Consider the following 16,181-nt stretch of genomic DNA (forward strand, 5'->3'; position numbering starts at 1 on the left):
CATGGCCAGCGCCATTTCCGCCAACAAGGCTGAACTTCTCGCCATCGCCAATTCGGTGGCAACCGAAAAGATGATCGACAAATCCATCGTGCTGGAAGCGATGGAAGAGGCGATCCAGCGCGCTGCCCGGGCCCGTTATGGCGCCGAGAACGACATCCGTGCCAAGCTTGACGGCAACACCGGCGATCTTCGCCTGTGGCGCGTCGTCGAGGTGGTCGAGACGGTCGAGGATTATTTCAAGCAGGTCGACGTCAAGGCCGCGCAGAAGCTGCAGGACGGCGCGGTCGTCGGCGATTTCATCGTCGATCCGCTTCCTGCCGTGGATCTGGGCCGCATCGATGCGCAGGCCGCCAAGCAGGTGATCTTTCAGAAGGTCCGCGACGCCGAGCGCGAGCGCCAGCATGAAGAGTTCAAGGACCGCGTCGGCGAGATCATCACCGGTGTCGTCAAGTCGGTCGAGTTCGGCCATGTCATCGTCAACCTGGGCCGCGCCGAAGGCGTCATTCGCCGCGAACAGCAGATCCCGCGCGAAGTCGCCCGCGTCGGTGATCGCATCCGCGCGATCATCCTCAACGTCCGCCGTGAAAACCGTGGGCCGCAGATTTTCCTCAGCCGCGCGCACCCCGATTTCATGCGCAAGCTGTTCGAACTCGAAGTGCCAGAAATCTACGATGGCATCATCCAGATCAAGGCCGCTGCGCGCGATCCGGGCAGCCGCGCCAAGATCGGCGTGATCAGCTATGACAGCTCGATCGACCCCGTCGGCGCCTGCGTCGGCATGAAGGGCAGCCGCGTTCAGGCCGTCGTGCAGGAAATGCAGGGCGAAAAGATCGACATCATCCCTTGGTCCGAAGACACCGCGACGTTCGTGGTCAACGCGCTCCAGCCCGCCACCGTCAGCCGCGTGGTGATCGACGAGGAAGAAAGCCGCATCGAAGTCGTCGTTCCCGACGATCAGTTGTCGCTCGCCATCGGTCGTCGCGGCCAGAACGTGCGTCTGGCCAGCCAGCTCACCGGCTCGGCCATCGACATCATGACCGAGGCCGAATCCAGCGAGAAGCGCCAGAAGGAATTCACCGAGCGCTCCGAGCTGTTCCAGAACGAACTCGACGTCGATGAAACGCTGTCGCAGCTGCTGGTCGCCGAAGGCTTCAGCGAGCTGGAGGAAGTGGCTTATGTGTCGCCCGACGAGCTTTCGAGCATCGAAGGCTTTGACGACGAGTTGGCTGCCGAACTGCAGAACCGCGCGCAGGAAGCGCTCGATCGTCGCGAAGAAGCGTCGCGCGAGGAACGTCGCGGCCTGGGTGTCGAAGATGCGCTGGCCGAGCTGCCGCACCTCACCGAAGCTATGCTGGTGACGCTGGGCAAGGCCGGCATCAAAACGCTCGACGATCTGGCAGATCTGGCCACCGACGAGCTGATCGCCAAGAAGCGCGTCGAGCAGCGTCGCCGTGACAATTCGGCGCCGTCGAACAAGCGCCCCGAAGACAAGGGCGGCGTGCTGGCGACCTATGGTCTGAACGAAGAGCAGGGCAACGAGATCATCATGGCCGCGCGCGCGCACTGGTTCGAGGACGAAGACACGGCTGAAGCTGCACCAGAAGCTGGGGAGGACGCGAATGCGGAAACCTCCCAATGACACGGTTGCTGATCTAGCAGCCGACGCGCCTACCCCCTCTGCCGACACCGCAGAAGGTCCCATCCGCCGCTGTATCCTCAGCGGCGAACGGGATGAGCGCACGCATCTGATACGGCTGGCGATCAGCCCTGATGGCGTAGTCGCGCCCGACGTACGTGCCAAGGCACCAGGGCGCGGCGCTTGGATTGGCGTCGACCGCACCGGCCTTGAAGAGGCGATCGTCAAGGGCAAGCTGAAAGGCGCCCTCGCCCGCGCTTTCAAGACCGGACCGATCACCATCCCCGACGACCTTCCGCAAGCGATCGAGGAAGCGCTGACTCGCGCGCTGCTCGATCGCCTGGGCCTCGAAGCACGTTCTGGTACGCTTTTGACAGGATCCGACCGGATTGCCGAGACCGCACGCCGTGGCAAAGTGATGATGCTGCTGCACGCCAGCGATGCCGCAGCCGACGGAAACGGCAAGCTTGATCAAGCCTGGCGCGTGGGCAACGAAACCGAGGGAAGCGGGGAACGCGGCATAGTATTGCCTGTAGACCGCACCCGCCTGTCTGTGGCATTGGGGCGCGATAACGCGGTACACGTTGCGCTGACCGATCATCGCGCCGCCGCGCGCATTGACCAGTTTCTTGGCCGATTGCTGCATTTCAAAGGGGAGGGGGCCGAACCTGCCCCCGGAATGACGATCTAGCGCGTATTGGCGTGCGTGGATCGCCCCACGCGAACCGGCGATGCTGAACCCATCGCCCGACGTGACGTATTTATTGAGGATTGAGTCTGTTCGATGAGTGAAGATACCGAAAACAAGCCGACACTGGGTCGCAAGCCTCTGGGGCTAAAGCGTTCTGTCGAGGCTGGCGAAGTCAAGCAGACTTTCAGCCACGGTCGCACCAACAAGGTCGTGGTCGAAGTGAAGCGCCGCAAGCTGGTCGGCAAGCCGGGCGAAGCGCCTGTTGCCGCACCTGCTCCCGCGCCCGCCCCGGCCCCTGCCCCCACTCCTGCGCCGGCGGCAGCCCCGCCGCCCCCGCGTCCGCCCCAGTCATCGATGCTGAGCCGCCGCGAGCTGCAAGAAAAGCTCCTACGCGAAGCCGAGGAAGCCCGCCTGTCATCGCTCGAGGAAGCGCGTCGCCGCGAAACCGAGGAAAAGCAGCGCGCTGCCGAAGAGGCGCGCCGTCGCGCCGAAGATGTTAAGAAGGCCGAAAGCGAGCCAGTTGCTGTTCCAGCTCCTGCGCCTGCCCCAGCAGCCGACGCCGCGCCTGCTGCGCCAGTCGCTGCCAGCACCCCGCCGGAAGGCGCACCTGTCGAAGCCAAGGCTGAGCCAGCTGCAACTGAAGCCGCTGCCCCCGAAGAAGCCAAGCCTGCAGTGGTTCCTCCTCCGCGCCGCTTCACGCCGGTGGCATCGCCCCCGCGCCCCGAAATCAAGCCCAAGAAGACCGCCGGCGCCAAGGTTGTCGACAACCGTCGCCAGTCGGGCAAGCTGACCGTCAGCAAGGCACTCAACGAAGGTGATGGCGGTGCGCGTGCGCGCAGCCTCGCCGCGCTCAAACGCGCGCGCGACAAGGAACGTCGTTCGCATATGTCGGGCCAGAGCCGCGAGGCTCAGCCCAAGCAGGTCCGTGATGTCGTCGTGCCGGAAGTGATCACGATCCAGGAACTGGCCAATCGCATGGCCGAAAAGGGTTCCGATCTGGTCAAGTCGCTGTTCAAGCTGGGCATGATGGTCACCATCAACGAGGCAATCGATCAGGATACCGCAGAGCTGCTGGTTGAGGAATTCGGCCACAAGATCACCCGCGTGTCCGATTCCGATATCGAAATCGATCACGATGCTGATGTCGATGCCGATGAAACCCAGTCGCCCCGCGCGCCGGTGGTGACGATCATGGGCCATGTCGATCACGGCAAGACCAGCCTGCTTGATGCCCTGCGTGGCACCGATGTGGTTGCGGGCGAAGCCGGCGGGATTACCCAGCATATCGGAGCCTATCAGGTGAAGGTGGCATCGGGTGACAAGATCACGTTCCTCGACACCCCGGGCCACTCGGCCTTTACCGAAATGCGCGCACGTGGTGCCAATGTCACCGATATCGTCATCCTGGTGGTGGCGGCCGATGACGGCCTGATGCCGCAGACGATCGAGGCGATCAACCACACCAAGGCAGCAGGCGTGCCGATGATCGTGGCGATCAACAAGGTCGACAAGGACGGGGCCAACCCGCAGAAGATCCGCGAACGCCTGCTCGAGCACGAGGTCATCGTGGAAGCGATGTCTGGCGACGTGCAGGACGTGGAAGTCTCCGCGCTCAAGAAGATCAACCTCGAAGGCCTGGTCGACAAGATCCTGCTGCAGGCTGAACTTCTCGAATTGAAGGCTAACCCCGATCGCGCCGCCGAGGCGGTCGTAATCGAGGCCAAGCTCGACAAGGGCCGCGGCCCTGTTGCAACAGTGCTGGTGCAGCGCGGAACGCTCAAGCGCGGCGACATCTTCGTCGTGGGCGAGCAATCGGGCAAGGTGCGTGCGCTGATCAACGACAAGGGCAAGCAGGTTCCCTCTGCTGGTCCCTCCGAGCCTGTCGAAGTTCTGGGCCTCACCGGCGTGCCGTCTGCGGGCGACAAGCTCACCGTGGTCGAGAACGAGCAGCGTGCGCGTGAAGTCGCCGACTATCGCCGCCAGAAGGCGCTCGAAAAGCGCACGACGATGGCACCGACCAACATCGACACGATGTTCTCGTCGCTCGCCGCCAACCGCGCCAAGGAATATCCGGTGTTGGTCAAGGGCGATGTGCAGGGTTCGGTCGAAGCGATCGTCACCGCGCTCAACAAGATCTCGACCGATGACATCAAGGCCCGCGTGCTGCACGCTGGCGTGGGTGCGATCACCGAGTCCGACGTGACTTTGGCCAAGGCATCGAATGCGCCGATCATCGGCTTCAATGTCCGCGCCAACGCGCAGGCACGGGCACTGGCGACGCGCGATGGTGTGCGGTTCAAGTACTTCGACATCATCTACGATCTGCTCGACGATATCCGCGGCGAGATGGCAGGGGTCCTTGGCCCCGAGCGCATCGAAACCATCGTCGGCCGCGCCGAGATCAAGGAAATCTTCCCGGCGGGCAAGAAGGACAAGGCAGCAGGTCTGCTCGTCACCGACGGCATCATGCGCAAGGGGCTGCATGCCCGTATCACGCGCGACGATGTCATCGTCAGCAAGACGGTCATCGCCTCGCTGCGCCGGTTCAAGGACGATGTCGCCGAAGTGCGCACCGGTCTGGAATGTGGCGTGGTGTTGCAGGATACGAACGACATCAAGCCGGGCGATATTCTGGAAACGTTCGACGTCGAAATGCGCGACCGGACCTTGTAATTCGTGACCCCCGCCGTCCGCTGATCTTTACGATCACGGATGGTGGGGCGTCGTGAAAGGACATTATGGCCAAGCATAACGATATCAGCCCCGAAGGGCGTTCGGTCCGCGTGCTCCGCGTGGGCGAGCAGGTGCGGCACGTGCTGTCCGAGCTGCTCGCGCGCGACGAAGTGCACGACAAGGTGCTGACCGCGACCACCATCTCGATCACCGAGGTACGCATGTCACCCGACCTGCGCCACGCCACGGTGTTCGTCAAACCCCTGCTGGGGCGGGACGAGGAGGCGGTGCTCAAGGCGTTGCGCACCAACACCGCGTTTTTCCAGAAGGAAGTCGCAGCGCGGATCCGCACCAAATATGCGGCCAAGCTCAAGTTCCTCGCCGATGACAGCTTCGACACCGGCAGCCATATCGACAAGCTGCTGAGCGCACCCAAAGTGGCGCAGGATCTGGGCAAGGACGACGCCGCAGATTGACGTCTTACCGGGTAAGACGTATGTTCATGCAATGAACGCGAACGTCAAATTCTCGGCCAAAGGTCAGATCGTCATCCCCAAGGATGTTCGTGAACGGTACCGCTTTGTGAACGGCGCGGTGGTGGAGATGGTCGAGACGCCTGAAGGCGTATTGTTGAAGCGCCCGAAAATACAAAAGGCTGCAACGGCGGAAGAAGCCTGGGCGCGCGTTCGCGCGGCGGTTCACTATGATGGTCCGTATGTTTCCGACGAGGAAATTCGAGAGGGCATTGAACGTGCCATCAAAGAAAAATACGGTAAGCCGCAAGCTGAATGAGAGCCCTCGATACGAATATAGTTCTTCGGGCCATCATGGAAGACGATCCCGATCAGGCTGCTGTGGCCCGCGAGTTGATGAACCATCCCGCCTATATTCCTGCTACTGTGCTTGTCGAAGTAGCCTGGGCACTTCAATCCATCTACCGGCTCGACCGGCGTGCGATTTCAGAAGCGATTTCAGGGGTGCTGGATCTTCAGACCATACGTGTCGCTAATGAACCGGAGGTTCGATGGGCTCTCAATCGGCATGCCGAAGCCGCCTCCGATCTGGCCGATCTGCTGCACCTTGCTTATTCGATGGGTGCTGAGCGGTTTGCGACATTTGACAAAAAGTTGGAGGCACAGGCGGGAACGCATGCACCGGTGACAGTCGAGCTGGCACGCTGATGGCCAAGCTCTATTTCTACTACGCCTCGATGAACGCGGGTAAATCCTCGACACTGCTGCAGGCGGCGTTCAACTACGTAGAGCGGGGGATGCGCGCGATGCTGTGGACCGCGGCGCATGACGATCGGTTCGGTACCGGACAGATCACATCGCGGATCGGGCTCAATGCGCCAGCATATCTGTTCGAGGCGCAGACCGATATCTTTGCCGCCGTCGCGCTCGATCTCGCCTCCGCGCCGCTTGATTGCGTACTGGTGGACGAGGCACAGTTCCTCACCAAGGCGCAGGTGTTCCAGTGCGCGCGGATCAGCGACGAGCTCAAGATCCCGGTCCTATGCTATGGCCTTCGCACCGATTTCCAGGCCGAGCTCTTCCCCGGCAGCGCGCAATTGCTCGCGATCGCCGATCATCTGGTCGAGCTCAAAGCGGTGTGCGAATGTGGCGCCAAGGCGACGATGAACCTGCGCGTCGATGAGACCGGCCAAGCGGTGAAGACAGGCGCGCAGACCGAAATCGGCGGCAATGATCGATACATCGCGCTGTGCCGCAAGCATTTCATGGCGAAGATGGCATGAGCGCCTTGGGCATCGAGATGGTCGATGGCGACGTCAGGCTTGAACCGCTGGCCGACCTCCATATCGAGCCCCTGCGTGCAGCGTGCGCGCGCGACCCGGATATCTGGGAGATATATCCGGTCTCGATGCTGGGTGAACATTTCGACCGCGCGATGGAAGAGTTCCACGCCACTAGCAATTGGGTTCGGTTTGCCGTCATCCATAACGGCACGCTTGTCGGGATGAGCTGCTACATCGCGCCCGACGAACGCAACCACGTCGTCGAGATCGGCGGCACCTATATCGAGCCATCGGCGCGGGGCGCTGCGGGGGTCAATACCGTGGTCAAGCGGCTGATGATAAACCGCGCCTTCGCCTGCGGCTTTACCCGGATCGAGTTCCGCGTCGACACCCGCAACCAGCGCAGCCAGGCCGCAGTACTCAAGCTCGGCGCTGTGCATGAAGGCACGCTGCGGCGCAACCGCATCACTTGGACAGGCTATGTCCGCGATACCTGCGTATTCGGCCTGCTACGCGAAGATTGGCCCGAAGCGCGCGGTTAGGCCGCCGCGCGTGTGCTCAGCAACGCTGCCAGACTGTGCCCGCGATGGTCGGCTTCGGGTGCTGGCAGCCCCATCAGGTCGAGCATCGTGGGGTAGATATCGAGAATCGACACCGGCGCACCATGTTTCACATGCTCGCCGGTCGCGATCCACAGCGATCCCGACGGGCTGTGGCAGCCGCTTTTGACGCCTTCCATCGCATACAGCAGCGATCCGATGGTCAGCGTTCTGCCTTTCGCGGTGTCGGTCATCGGCGTATCATCATCGATCTGCCAGCTGACCTGGCAGCCGAAATAGAGCGCATCTGCATCGCCATCATCGCGGGTAGCGAAGACCTGATAGCCATCAGCAAGCGTGAATGCCTCAAGCCGGGCCTTTGCAGCGGCGCGATCGGCAGCGCTGTTGAACCGCAGCATGTACTGATGGGTCATCGTCGGATCAGCCGAACGGCAAACGATCCCGCATTGTGCCAGAAACGCCTTGTGATCGCGCAGCCGCAAGAAGTGCTGGCCGCCCTGGTTCTCGTACCGCGCAAACGGCTGCTGGCTGAGCGCGGTCTGGAACACGATCAGCGCATCGTGCTTTGCCGCCAGATCGAGGAACCGCCCGACCATCGCATCCATCGCGACATAGCCGTCATAGATCGCACTGCCATAACGCGCGGTTTCGCCCGCCTCCGGTTTCACCGTGAAGGCGGACGGGTCCATATGCCGCCAATAGCTGTGCTGCAGGTGCGCCACCGAATTGGCAAAGAAGCTGGCAAAGCGCGGACGGATGCGGCGGTAATAATGCGCGAACACGTCGTACTGCAGCGCGTCGAGTATCGCGACTCGGGCATGGCTGCCGGTCTTGCCGAGCTTTTCGCCCGCGAGCTGCGAGGTAATGCGCATCGCCGTCGCCGCCGACAGACCGTGGGTCAGCGCAAAGCGCAGGAACGCGGCGTAATCGTTTGCCGACAGCCGGTTGTCGGCGTTCGAATATTCGCGCACGTTGTGCCCGACGAACCGGTTGTAGATATTGAGCTCGGGTGGAAAGGCATCACCTTGCTCGCTCCAAGGATCGCCGACATAGAGCGATCCGGGCTTGGCGAATGGCCGCGCGTTCATGCTGGCGAAGTTCATCACCGGACTGCCCGCCTCACCGACCACCTGCCAGATATCGCGATGCTCCGCGCCGCGCCCATCGGTCAGCCGGAAGACGTGATGCTGATCGAACGCCAGCCCCGTGTGGATCGAATACCACTGAATCCACGGCTCCAGCTGGTCGGGGCTATACGTATCGGCCTGCGTCTCGAACACATGGGATTGTCCGTGCAGCCTGCGGAAATTGGGCAGCGATCCATCCGCCATCCAGCGGTCCAGCAAGGGCGCGCACAGTTCGTTGAGTTCGAGCGACAGGATCTGACGGTTGGTCATGGCCTCAGCACTAGCAAAGCCGCGTTGGCATTTGGTTAAGCGGCACAAGGCTGCTAACGGCGCTGACGATGCACGGATGGATCATTTTGGACAAGCCCTATGGCATGGGATCAACCGACGCGGTGACCGCGGTCAAGCGCGCGTTTCGCGCTGGTGGCCACGGCAAGGTCAAGGTCGGCCATGGCGGTACGCTCGATCCGCTGGCGACCGGCGTGCTGCCGATCGCGCTGGGCGAGGCGACCAAGCTCACCGGCCAGATGCTCAACGGCGACAAGACCTATGACTTCACGATTGCGTTTGGGGTGCAGACCGACACGCTCGACGTCGAGGGCAAGCCGGTGGCGCACAGCGACGTGCGGCCAACGCTGGAGCAGATCGAGACGGTGCTAGGACGCTTTACCGGGCCAATCGAGCAGGTGCCGCCCGCGTTCTCGGCGCTCAAGGTGGACGGCAAGCGCGCGTATGATCTGGCGCGGGCCGGCGAGGAGGTGGAACTGGCGTCAAGGGCGGTTACGATCCATGCGCTTAAATCCTCCCCGGCACGGGGAGGGGGACCGCGAAGCGGTGGAGGGGAAGCGGGTGCAAACGAGCTGAGCTTGGGCTCTACCCCGCTGCCCCTCCACCATCCTGCGGATGGTCCCCCTCCCCGTGCCGGGGAGGATTTGAATGCCATCACCCTCACCGCTTCCGTCTCCAAAGGCACATACATCCGCAGCCTCGCGCGCGACATCGCGCAGGCGCTGGGAACCGTCGGCCATGTCACCATGCTGCGCCGCACACAGGCCGGGCCGTTCACGCTCGCAGGGGCGATTTCGCTGGACAATCTGGAGCAAATCCGCCATGGCGCGGCCCCAGAAGACATAATCTTGCCATTCGAGGCAGGGCTGGACGACATCCCGGCTCTAGACCTCACCCCCGATCAGGCAAGGCGGCTCCAAAGGGGGCAGGTCGTGACCGGGATAGCCGCACACGATGGGCGATATTGGGCGCGGGGGAGTGATGGCACTCCGCTCGCTCTTGTTTCGCTTTCGGACCATGAGGTTCGGGTGGTGCGCGGCTTCAACCTTGGATAGATGTTCGAAGGACACATGAATTTATGACGATTAGTGCAGAGCGCAAAGAAGAAGTGATCAAGGAACATGCGCGCGAAGCCGGTGATACCGGTTCGCCCGAGGTACAGGTTGCAATCCTGACCGAGCGCATCAACAACCTGACCGACCACTTCAAGGCGCACCACAAGGACAACCATTCGCGTCGTGGCCTGCTGATGATGGTGAACAAGCGGCGCTCGCTGCTGGACTATCTGAAGAAGAAGGACACAACCCGCTACAGCGACCTGATCGCCAAGCTGGGTTTGCGCAAGTAAGCATTCTCGAACGGCCCCCCAGCGGGGCCGTTCGTTTATCTGCGCCCTGCAAAACCGGGCGCAGCAAACGGACCTTTCCCGCAATGAGGCAGGAAGGTTCAGCCGGGGCACGAAACGCGCCCCGAACCGCGCCAGGCCGGTCAGCCTGGCAACACCAAGAGGCCCCGGTCCGCAATAGGGCGCACCGGGTTCGATAAGGAAATACCATGTTTGACGTAAAGACTGTAGAAATCGAGTTGGGCGGAAAGACCCTCAAGCTCGAAACGGGCCGTATCGCCCGTCAGGCGGACGGCGCTGTGCTGGCCACCTATGGCGAAACCGTGGTGCTGTGCGCCGTGACCGCCGCAAAATCGGTGAAGGAAGGCCAGGATTTCTTCCCGCTGACCGTTCACTATCAGGAAAAATTCTCCGCAGCAGGCCGCATCCCCGGTGGCTTCTTCAAGCGTGAGCGCGGCGCGACCGAAAAGGAAACGCTGACCAGCCGCCTGATCGACCGCCCTGTCCGCCCGCTGTTCCCCGAAGGTTTCTACAACGAAATCAACGTGATTTGTCAGGTTCTGTCGTTTGACGGCGAATCCGAGCCCGATATGGTGGCGATGGTCGCAGCATCGGCTGCGCTGACGCTGTCGGGCGTGCCGTTCATGGGCCCGATCGGCGCGGTCCGCGTCGGCTATGCCGAAGGCGAGTACCAGCTCAACCCGTCGATGGAGCAGGTCAAGGCGGGCGAGCTCGATCTCGTCGTCGCGGCCACCAACGATGCGGTGATGATGGTCGAATCGGAAGCCAAGGAGCTTTCCGAGGAAATCATGCTCGGCGCCGTCGAGTTCGCGCATGATGCATGCCGCGACATCGTCGGCGCGATCATCAAGCTGGCCGAGCAGGCTGCCAAGGAACCTTGGGAAATGGCCGCTCAGGCCGATCTCTCGGCTGCCAAGCAAAAGCTGCGCGGTCTGATCGGTGACGACATTGCCGCTGCCTACAAGCTGACCGACAAGTCGGCCCGCTCGAACGCGCTCAACGAAGCCCGCGCCAAGGCCAAGGCAGCATTTGCCGACGCAAGCCCGCAGGACCAAATGGCCGCGAACAAGCTGATGAAGAAGCTGGAAGCGGAAATCGTCCGCGGTGCCATCCTCAAGGACGGCAGCCGCATCGATGGTCGCACCACCACGCAGATCCGTCCGATCGAAGCGATGGTCGGCTTCCTGCCCCGCACCCATGGTTCGGCGCTGTTCACGCGCGGTGAAACGCAGTCGATCTGCACCACCACCTTGGGCACCAAGGACAGCGAGCAGATGATCGACGGCCTGACCGGGCTTAGTTACGAAAACTTCATGCTGCACTACAACTTCCCGCCCTATTCGGTCGGTGAAGTCGGCCGCTTCGGCGCGCCGGGCCGTCGTGAAGTGGGTCATGGCAAGCTGGCATGGCGTGCGCTACACCCCGTGCTGCCGACCAAGGACGAGTTCCCCTATACGATCCGCGTTCTGTCCGACATCACCGAATCCAACGGCTCCTCGTCGATGGCAACGGTCTGCGGCGGTTCGCTCTCGATGATGGATGCAGGCGTTCCGCTCAAGCGTCCGGTGTCGGGCATCGCGATGGGCCTGATCCTCGAAGGCAGCGAGTTCGCTGTCCTGTCGGACATCCTGGGCGATGAAGATCACCTCGGCGACATGGACTTCAAGGTGGCTGGCACATCCGAAGGCATCACCACGATGCAGATGGACATCAAGATCGCCGGCATCACCCGCGAGATCATGGCCAAGGCCCTGGAACAGGCCAAGGAAGGCCGTGCGCACATCCTGGGCGAAATGGCCAAGGCGCTCGACAGCACCCGCACCGAGCTATCGGCGCATGCTCCGCGTATCGAGACGCTGCAGATCGACAAGTCGAAGATCCGTGAAGTCATCGGCACCGGCGGCAAGGTGATCCGCGAGATCGTCGCTGAAACCGGCGCCAAGGTCGACATCGACGACGAAGGCCTGATCAAGATCAGCTCGTCCGACGTCAGCCAGATTGAAGCCGCACGCAAGTGGATCCTGGGCATCACCCAGGAAGCGGAAGTCGGCAAGGTCTATGACGGCAAGGTCGTCAACATGGTCGATTTCGGCGCGTTCGTGAACTTCATGGGCGGCAAGGACGGTCTGGTCCACGTTTCGGAAATCCGCAACGAGCGGGTCGAAAAGGTCGCCGACGTCCTCACCGAAGGTCAGGAAGTCAAGGTCAAGGTGCTCGAGATCGATCCGCGCGGCAAGGTTCGCCTGTCGATGCGCGTCGTCGATCAGGAAACCGGTGAAGAGCTCGAAGACACCCGCCCTGCCCGTGAACCGCGCGAGCGCGGTGATCGTGGCGACCGTGGTGATCGCGGCGACCGTCGCCCCCGCCGTGATGGCGATGGCGGACGTGGTCGCGACGGTGGTCGTGGCGGCGAACGTTCCGGCGGCGGTGATCGCGGTGGCGAGCGCACCGGCGGTGGCCGTGGTCGCGGCCGCGCAGAAGGCGGCGAAGGCGGCAACACCGGTGGTGACGCCGGCCTGCCCGACTTCATCACCGGCGACAACTGAGACTAACAGTTCGCTGCTAGCATTGCGGGTTAGCCCGTAGCGCGACAAAGACCGGCTGGAAGCATCACGCTTCCGGCCGGTTTTTTATGGGGATGCGATGCTGGAGTGCGCTACCAAAATCTGGTAATGTTCGGACATGAGCAAGAACACATCAATAGCGCTTGGTGCGCCCTTTCAGGACTTCGCCCGTCGCAAGGTAGAATCCGGAGAATTCGGCTCAACCAGTGAAGTTGTGCGCGAAGCCATGCGGCGCTTCATTGCGGAGGATGAACGGCGAAATGCGCTGAATGCAGCCTTGAAGGAAGGCCTGGAGAGCGGGCCAGCTCAACCGTTCGATTGGGATGAATTCATGGGTCGGCATTTCGGCAGTAATGGTGACGCATAAGGTCGTAATACGTCCAGCTGCCGCCGGCGACTTGGAAGCCATAGCCACCTACACGAAACAACAATGGGGCGTGCGACAGGCTAAGCGCTATGTCGCTGCACTCCGCATCGATATTGAGTCACTGGCTAGTTTTCCGACGCGTCATGCACTCTATCGCAGCAGCGACGGGCATGAATTCCGCAAGCTATCGAGCGGGCACCATCTGGTTTTCTACACGATCGACGAGCGCACAGTGCAGGTCATCCGCGTCCTGCACGAACGCATGGATGTTGACCGCCACCTTTAATCCGGCAAGCCGATTCAAACCGGGGGCGGGATAACGCCTTTTCAGCATGATCCCGCCCCCGACCTTAAACCATTGCCAGATGGCAATTTCAGCCGATCAATACACCCGCTTCTTCGGCTTGATGTACTCGATGTCCTCGCTCAGCGTGTATTCGTGCACCGGGCGATAGTCGAGGGTGACCTTGCCGCCCTTGCCGCCCCAGCCTTCGAACCAGCTGACGGTGTGCTTCATGAAGTTGGCATCGTCGCGCTCTGGGTAATCTTCGTGCATGTGCGCGCCGCGGCTTTCCTTGCGGTTTGCTGCGCTTTCGATGGTGCACACGGCCTGGCTGAGCAGGTTGTCGAGCTCGAGCGTTTCGATGAGGTCGGTGTTCCAGATCAGCGAGCGATCCGAAACGTGGACGTCCTGCATCCGCTGGTTGACTGCCTGCATAAGCGCGGTTCCTTCGGACAGCAGCTGCGTGTCGCGGAACACCGCGGCGTGCTTCTGCATCGTCTTTTGCATGTTCGAGCGGATTTCCGCGGTCGGCGATCCGCCCTTGGCGTGGCGGAAATGGTCGAGACGCGCCAGCGACAGGTCTGCCGAATCCTTGGGCAGCTCCTTATGCGCACTGCCCGGCTTGATGGTATCGCGCAGGTGATGGCCAGTTGCCCGGCCGAACACGACCAGATCGATCAGCGAGTTCGAACCCAGACGGTTGGCGCCATGCACCGAAACGCAGGCCGCTTCACCCACCGCATACAGGCCAGGGACCACGGTATCGGGATCGCCATCCTTGATGGTGACGACCTGGCCGTGATAATTGCAGGGAATTCCGCCCATGTTGTAGTGCACCGTCGGCACCACCGGCAAAGGCTGACGGGTCAGGTCGACATTGGCGAAGATCTTGCCGGTTTCGGTGATCCCGGGAAGACGCTCGGCCAGCACCTTCTCGTCGATGTGATCGAGATGCAGGAAGATATGGTCGTTTTCCTTGCCGACGCCGCGACCTTCACGGATTTCGGCCGCCATCGAGCGGCTGACGACGTCGCGGCTGGCGAGATCCTTGGCCGACGGGGCGTAGCGTTCCATAAAACGCTCGCCCTCGGAGTTGGTGAGGTAACCGCCCTCGCCGCGTGCGCCTTCGGTGATCAGCACACCAGCACCATAGATGCCGGTCGGGTGGAACTGGACAAATTCCATGTCCTGCAGCGGCAGGCCTGCACGCAGCACCATCGCGCCGCCATCGCCGGTGCAGGTGTGCGCCGAGGTGGCAGAGAAATAGCAGCGGCCCGATCCGCCCGTTGCCAGCACCACGGCATGGCTGCGGAAACGGTGAATCGATCCATCATCCATGCACAGGGCGATCACGCCGCGGCACACGCCCTCTTCCATGATCAGGTCGATCGCAAAATATTCGACAAAGAAGTCCGAATCGTACTTCAGCGACTGCTGATACAATGCGTGCAGCATGGCATGGCCGGTGCGGTCGGCAGCAGCAGCGGTGCGCTGTACTGGCGGGCCTTCACCCATGTTCTGCATGTGCCCGCCGAACGGTCGCTGATAGATGGTGCCATTGTCGTTGCGGCTGAACGGCACGCCTGCGTGCTCGAGCTCGTACACCGCAGCTGGCGCCTCGCGCACCATGTATTCGATCGCGTCCTGATCACCCAGCCAGTCCGAACCCTTGACGGTATCGTACATGTGCCACGACCAGTGATCGGGCGAGTTGTTGCCCAGGCTAGCGGCAATACCGCCTTGGGCTGCCACCGTGTGGCTGCGGGTGGGGAAAACTTTGGTGATGCACGCGGTTTTCAGGCCCGCTTCGGCGCTGCCCATGGTGGCGCGCAGGCCCGAACCGCCCGCGCCGACGACAACCGTGTCGTATACATGGTCGATGATCTTGTAAGCTTCAGACATCAGCTTGCGGCTCCGGCAAAAGCAATGCGTGCAACAGAGAAAATGCCGAGGGCAGCCCCGGCGATGGCATAGAAATTGAGCAGCAGGATCACACCGAACTTGGTGCCATGATCATGCACATAATCTTCGACCAGCACCTGCAGCCCCAGCCGCAAGTGATAGAACACGGTGATGAGCAGCAAAATCATCGCGGTCGCCGTCAGCGGCGTCGACAACCACGCGGTCACCGTGGCGTGATCGAGCGCGGGAAGGCTGACCAAAGACGCGATGAACCAGATCATCAGGATCAGGTTGCTGACAGCTGTGACGCGCACCATGGCCCAGTGATGGGTCCCGGTTTTGGCTGATCCCAGCCCGCGTACTTTGCCAATTCTGGTGCCACTTCCCATGGTCGCTCCCCCGCGCGGGCAACCAGGGCCGGCGCTGCGTTAAAACTATAAAATTCGATCAGACGAAAAAGATGATCGACCACAATATGGCGGTCAAAGCGATCGCTACAACCGGCAGAAGTGCCGACCAGCGATTGTTTCCGTCAACTTCATAACCCGCGCCGATATCCAGCACGAAATGCCGAAGGCCCGAGCACATGTGCTGGAAGAATGCCCAGCTCAGGCCGATCATCAGCAGATAGCCGATCGGGCTGGTGGCCCAGCCGACATACCAAGCATAGCCTTCGGGGCCGCTGGCCAGTGCCAAAAGCCAGCCGACCAGCAGAATACCGCCGAGGACGGCCATGCCGTCGCCGGTTGCGCGGTGCAGGATGGAGATCAGCATAGCCGGTCCCCAGCGCCAGATTGACAGGTGAGGCGACAACGGCCTGCCCGATGGTTTCGCCATGGTATCCCCCGTGAATGCGATCTAAATAACGCCTGAAATGCGTCCCGCGCCTGTTTAGCCGATTGCCCGGCTGATGCAATTGCTGATTGCGGGACCGTTGTTTCGCCGCGCGCACGCAGGGTGTCGACACC

The 16,181-nt window shown here is 62.0% G+C and carries 17 protein-coding genes; 13 read left to right on the top strand and 4 right to left on the bottom strand.

The window, feature by feature from the left end:
* Position 1: 1 nt before the first annotated feature.
* From nusA to IEW00_RS00220, 8 genes are all read left to right on the top strand, one after another.
* The gene (gene nusA / locus IEW00_RS00185) at positions 2–1,639 is read left to right on the top strand and encodes a transcription termination factor NusA (RefSeq protein WP_188512359.1); all 1,638 of its coding nucleotides are present in this window, start codon (positions 2–4) and stop codon (positions 1,637–1,639) included.
* Positions 1,620–2,327, top strand: a complete 708-nt coding sequence (locus tag IEW00_RS00190) for a DUF448 domain-containing protein (RefSeq protein ID WP_188512360.1) — start codon at positions 1,620–1,622, stop codon at positions 2,325–2,327. Before nusA ends, IEW00_RS00190 begins: the two co-directional genes overlap by 20 nt.
* Positions 2,328–2,420: 93 nt before the next feature.
* Positions 2,421–5,000: a translation initiation factor IF-2 gene (gene infB, locus IEW00_RS00195; protein ID WP_188512361.1), complete on the top strand. Its 2,580-nt coding sequence runs from the start codon at positions 2,421–2,423 to the stop codon at positions 4,998–5,000.
* 65 nt (positions 5,001–5,065) lie between these two features.
* The gene (gene rbfA / locus IEW00_RS00200; protein WP_188512362.1) at positions 5,066–5,476 is read left to right on the top strand and encodes a 30S ribosome-binding factor RbfA; all 411 of its coding nucleotides are present in this window, start codon (positions 5,066–5,068) and stop codon (positions 5,474–5,476) included.
* Positions 5,477–5,507: 31 nt separating this feature from the next.
* Positions 5,508–5,792 (top strand): AbrB/MazE/SpoVT family DNA-binding domain-containing protein, encoded by a 285-nt coding sequence (locus IEW00_RS00205; RefSeq protein ID WP_188512363.1) that lies wholly within the window; start codon positions 5,508–5,510, stop codon positions 5,790–5,792.
* Positions 5,789–6,181, top strand: coding sequence for a type II toxin-antitoxin system VapC family toxin (locus IEW00_RS00210; RefSeq protein WP_268235771.1), 393 nt, complete (start codon positions 5,789–5,791; stop codon positions 6,179–6,181). Before IEW00_RS00205 ends, IEW00_RS00210 begins: the two co-directional genes overlap by 4 nt.
* Positions 6,181–6,756 (top strand): thymidine kinase, encoded by a 576-nt coding sequence (locus tag IEW00_RS00215; RefSeq protein ID WP_188512365.1) that lies wholly within the window; start codon positions 6,181–6,183, stop codon positions 6,754–6,756. Before IEW00_RS00210 ends, IEW00_RS00215 begins: the two co-directional genes overlap by 1 nt.
* The gene (locus IEW00_RS00220) at positions 6,753–7,298 is read left to right on the top strand and encodes a GNAT family N-acetyltransferase (protein ID WP_188512366.1); all 546 of its coding nucleotides are present in this window, start codon (positions 6,753–6,755) and stop codon (positions 7,296–7,298) included. Before IEW00_RS00215 ends, IEW00_RS00220 begins: the two co-directional genes overlap by 4 nt.
* Here IEW00_RS00220 and IEW00_RS00225 read toward each other — a convergent pair.
* On the bottom strand, positions 7,295–8,713 hold the full coding sequence (locus tag IEW00_RS00225) for a hypothetical protein (protein ID WP_188512367.1): 1,419 nt from the start codon (positions 8,711–8,713) through the stop codon (positions 7,295–7,297). The genes IEW00_RS00220 and IEW00_RS00225 overlap by 4 nt on opposite strands.
* 68 nt (positions 8,714–8,781) lie before the next feature.
* Here IEW00_RS00225 and truB point away from each other — a divergent pair, with 68 nt between their 5' ends.
* The 5 genes from truB (at position 8,782) to IEW00_RS00250 (ending at position 13,314) form a co-directional block, all read left to right on the top strand.
* On the top strand, positions 8,782–9,786 hold the full coding sequence (gene truB / locus IEW00_RS00230; RefSeq protein ID WP_188512368.1) for a tRNA pseudouridine(55) synthase TruB: 1,005 nt from the start codon (positions 8,782–8,784) through the stop codon (positions 9,784–9,786).
* A gap of 23 nt (positions 9,787–9,809) precedes the next feature.
* Entirely contained in the window at positions 9,810–10,079 is a 270-nt protein-coding gene (gene rpsO / locus IEW00_RS00235; RefSeq protein WP_188512369.1) for a 30S ribosomal protein S15, read from the top strand.
* Positions 10,080–10,285: 206 nt separating this feature from the next.
* A complete protein-coding gene (gene pnp / locus IEW00_RS00240) occupies positions 10,286–12,643 on the top strand; it encodes a polyribonucleotide nucleotidyltransferase (protein WP_188512370.1) in 2,358 nt (785 codons plus the stop codon).
* A gap of 136 nt (positions 12,644–12,779) precedes the next feature.
* On the top strand, positions 12,780–13,028 hold the full coding sequence (locus tag IEW00_RS00245; RefSeq protein WP_188512371.1) for a type II toxin-antitoxin system ParD family antitoxin: 249 nt from the start codon (positions 12,780–12,782) through the stop codon (positions 13,026–13,028).
* On the top strand, positions 13,015–13,314 hold the full coding sequence (locus IEW00_RS00250; protein ID WP_188512372.1) for a type II toxin-antitoxin system RelE/ParE family toxin: 300 nt from the start codon (positions 13,015–13,017) through the stop codon (positions 13,312–13,314). Before IEW00_RS00245 ends, IEW00_RS00250 begins: the two co-directional genes overlap by 14 nt.
* Before the next feature lie 96 nt (positions 13,315–13,410).
* On the opposite strand, the gene sdhA is transcribed toward IEW00_RS00250, so the two are convergent.
* The 3 genes from sdhA to sdhC are packed head-to-tail and all read right to left on the bottom strand — an operon-like array spanning position 13,411 to position 16,050.
* On the bottom strand, positions 13,411–15,213 hold the full coding sequence (gene sdhA, locus IEW00_RS00255) for a succinate dehydrogenase flavoprotein subunit (RefSeq protein WP_188512373.1): 1,803 nt from the start codon (positions 15,211–15,213) through the stop codon (positions 13,411–13,413).
* Positions 15,213–15,602 carry a succinate dehydrogenase, hydrophobic membrane anchor protein gene (gene sdhD, locus IEW00_RS00260; RefSeq protein WP_188512374.1) on the bottom strand — a complete coding sequence of 130 codons (390 nt, stop codon included), beginning with the start codon at positions 15,600–15,602 and terminating at the stop codon, positions 15,213–15,215. Before sdhD ends, sdhA begins: the two co-directional genes overlap by 1 nt.
* A gap of 58 nt (positions 15,603–15,660) precedes the next feature.
* Positions 15,661–16,050 (bottom strand): succinate dehydrogenase, cytochrome b556 subunit, encoded by a 390-nt coding sequence (gene sdhC, locus IEW00_RS00265; protein ID WP_188512375.1) that lies wholly within the window; start codon positions 16,048–16,050, stop codon positions 15,661–15,663.
* Between the last annotated feature and the right edge of the window lie 131 nt (positions 16,051–16,181).

This window comes from Blastomonas aquatica, assembly GCF_014639875.1.
Taxonomy (GTDB): domain Bacteria; phylum Pseudomonadota; class Alphaproteobacteria; order Sphingomonadales; family Sphingomonadaceae; genus Blastomonas; species Blastomonas aquatica.

Bases quoted from the DNA above. Each gene is read 5' to 3' on its own strand.
- nusA (WP_188512359.1), top strand. From the start codon at position 2: ATGGCCAGCGCCATTTCCGCCAACAAGGCTGAACTTCTCGCCATCGCC.
- IEW00_RS00190 (WP_188512360.1), top strand. From the start codon at position 1,620: ATGCGGAAACCTCCCAATGACACGGTTGCTGATCTAGCAGCCGACGCG.
- infB (WP_188512361.1), top strand. From the start codon at position 2,421: ATGAGTGAAGATACCGAAAACAAGCCGACACTGGGTCGCAAGCCTCTG.
- rbfA (WP_188512362.1), top strand. From the start codon at position 5,066: ATGGCCAAGCATAACGATATCAGCCCCGAAGGGCGTTCGGTCCGCGTG.
- IEW00_RS00205 (WP_188512363.1), top strand. From the start codon at position 5,508: ATGAACGCGAACGTCAAATTCTCGGCCAAAGGTCAGATCGTCATCCCC.
- IEW00_RS00210 (WP_268235771.1), top strand. From the start codon at position 5,789: ATGAGAGCCCTCGATACGAATATAGTTCTTCGGGCCATCATGGAAGAC.
- IEW00_RS00215 (WP_188512365.1), top strand. From the start codon at position 6,181: ATGGCCAAGCTCTATTTCTACTACGCCTCGATGAACGCGGGTAAATCC.
- IEW00_RS00220 (WP_188512366.1), top strand. From the start codon at position 6,753: ATGAGCGCCTTGGGCATCGAGATGGTCGATGGCGACGTCAGGCTTGAA.
- IEW00_RS00225 (WP_188512367.1), bottom strand. From the start codon at position 8,713: ATGACCAACCGTCAGATCCTGTCGCTCGAACTCAACGAACTGTGCGCG.
- truB (WP_188512368.1), top strand. From the start codon at position 8,782: ATGCACGGATGGATCATTTTGGACAAGCCCTATGGCATGGGATCAACC.
- rpsO (WP_188512369.1), top strand. From the start codon at position 9,810: ATGACGATTAGTGCAGAGCGCAAAGAAGAAGTGATCAAGGAACATGCG.
- pnp (WP_188512370.1), top strand. From the start codon at position 10,286: ATGTTTGACGTAAAGACTGTAGAAATCGAGTTGGGCGGAAAGACCCTC.
- IEW00_RS00245 (WP_188512371.1), top strand. From the start codon at position 12,780: ATGAGCAAGAACACATCAATAGCGCTTGGTGCGCCCTTTCAGGACTTC.
- IEW00_RS00250 (WP_188512372.1), top strand. From the start codon at position 13,015: ATGGTGACGCATAAGGTCGTAATACGTCCAGCTGCCGCCGGCGACTTG.
- sdhA (WP_188512373.1), bottom strand. From the start codon at position 15,213: ATGTCTGAAGCTTACAAGATCATCGACCATGTATACGACACGGTTGTC.
- sdhD (WP_188512374.1), bottom strand. From the start codon at position 15,602: ATGGGAAGTGGCACCAGAATTGGCAAAGTACGCGGGCTGGGATCAGCC.
- sdhC (WP_188512375.1), bottom strand. From the start codon at position 16,050: ATGGCGAAACCATCGGGCAGGCCGTTGTCGCCTCACCTGTCAATCTGG.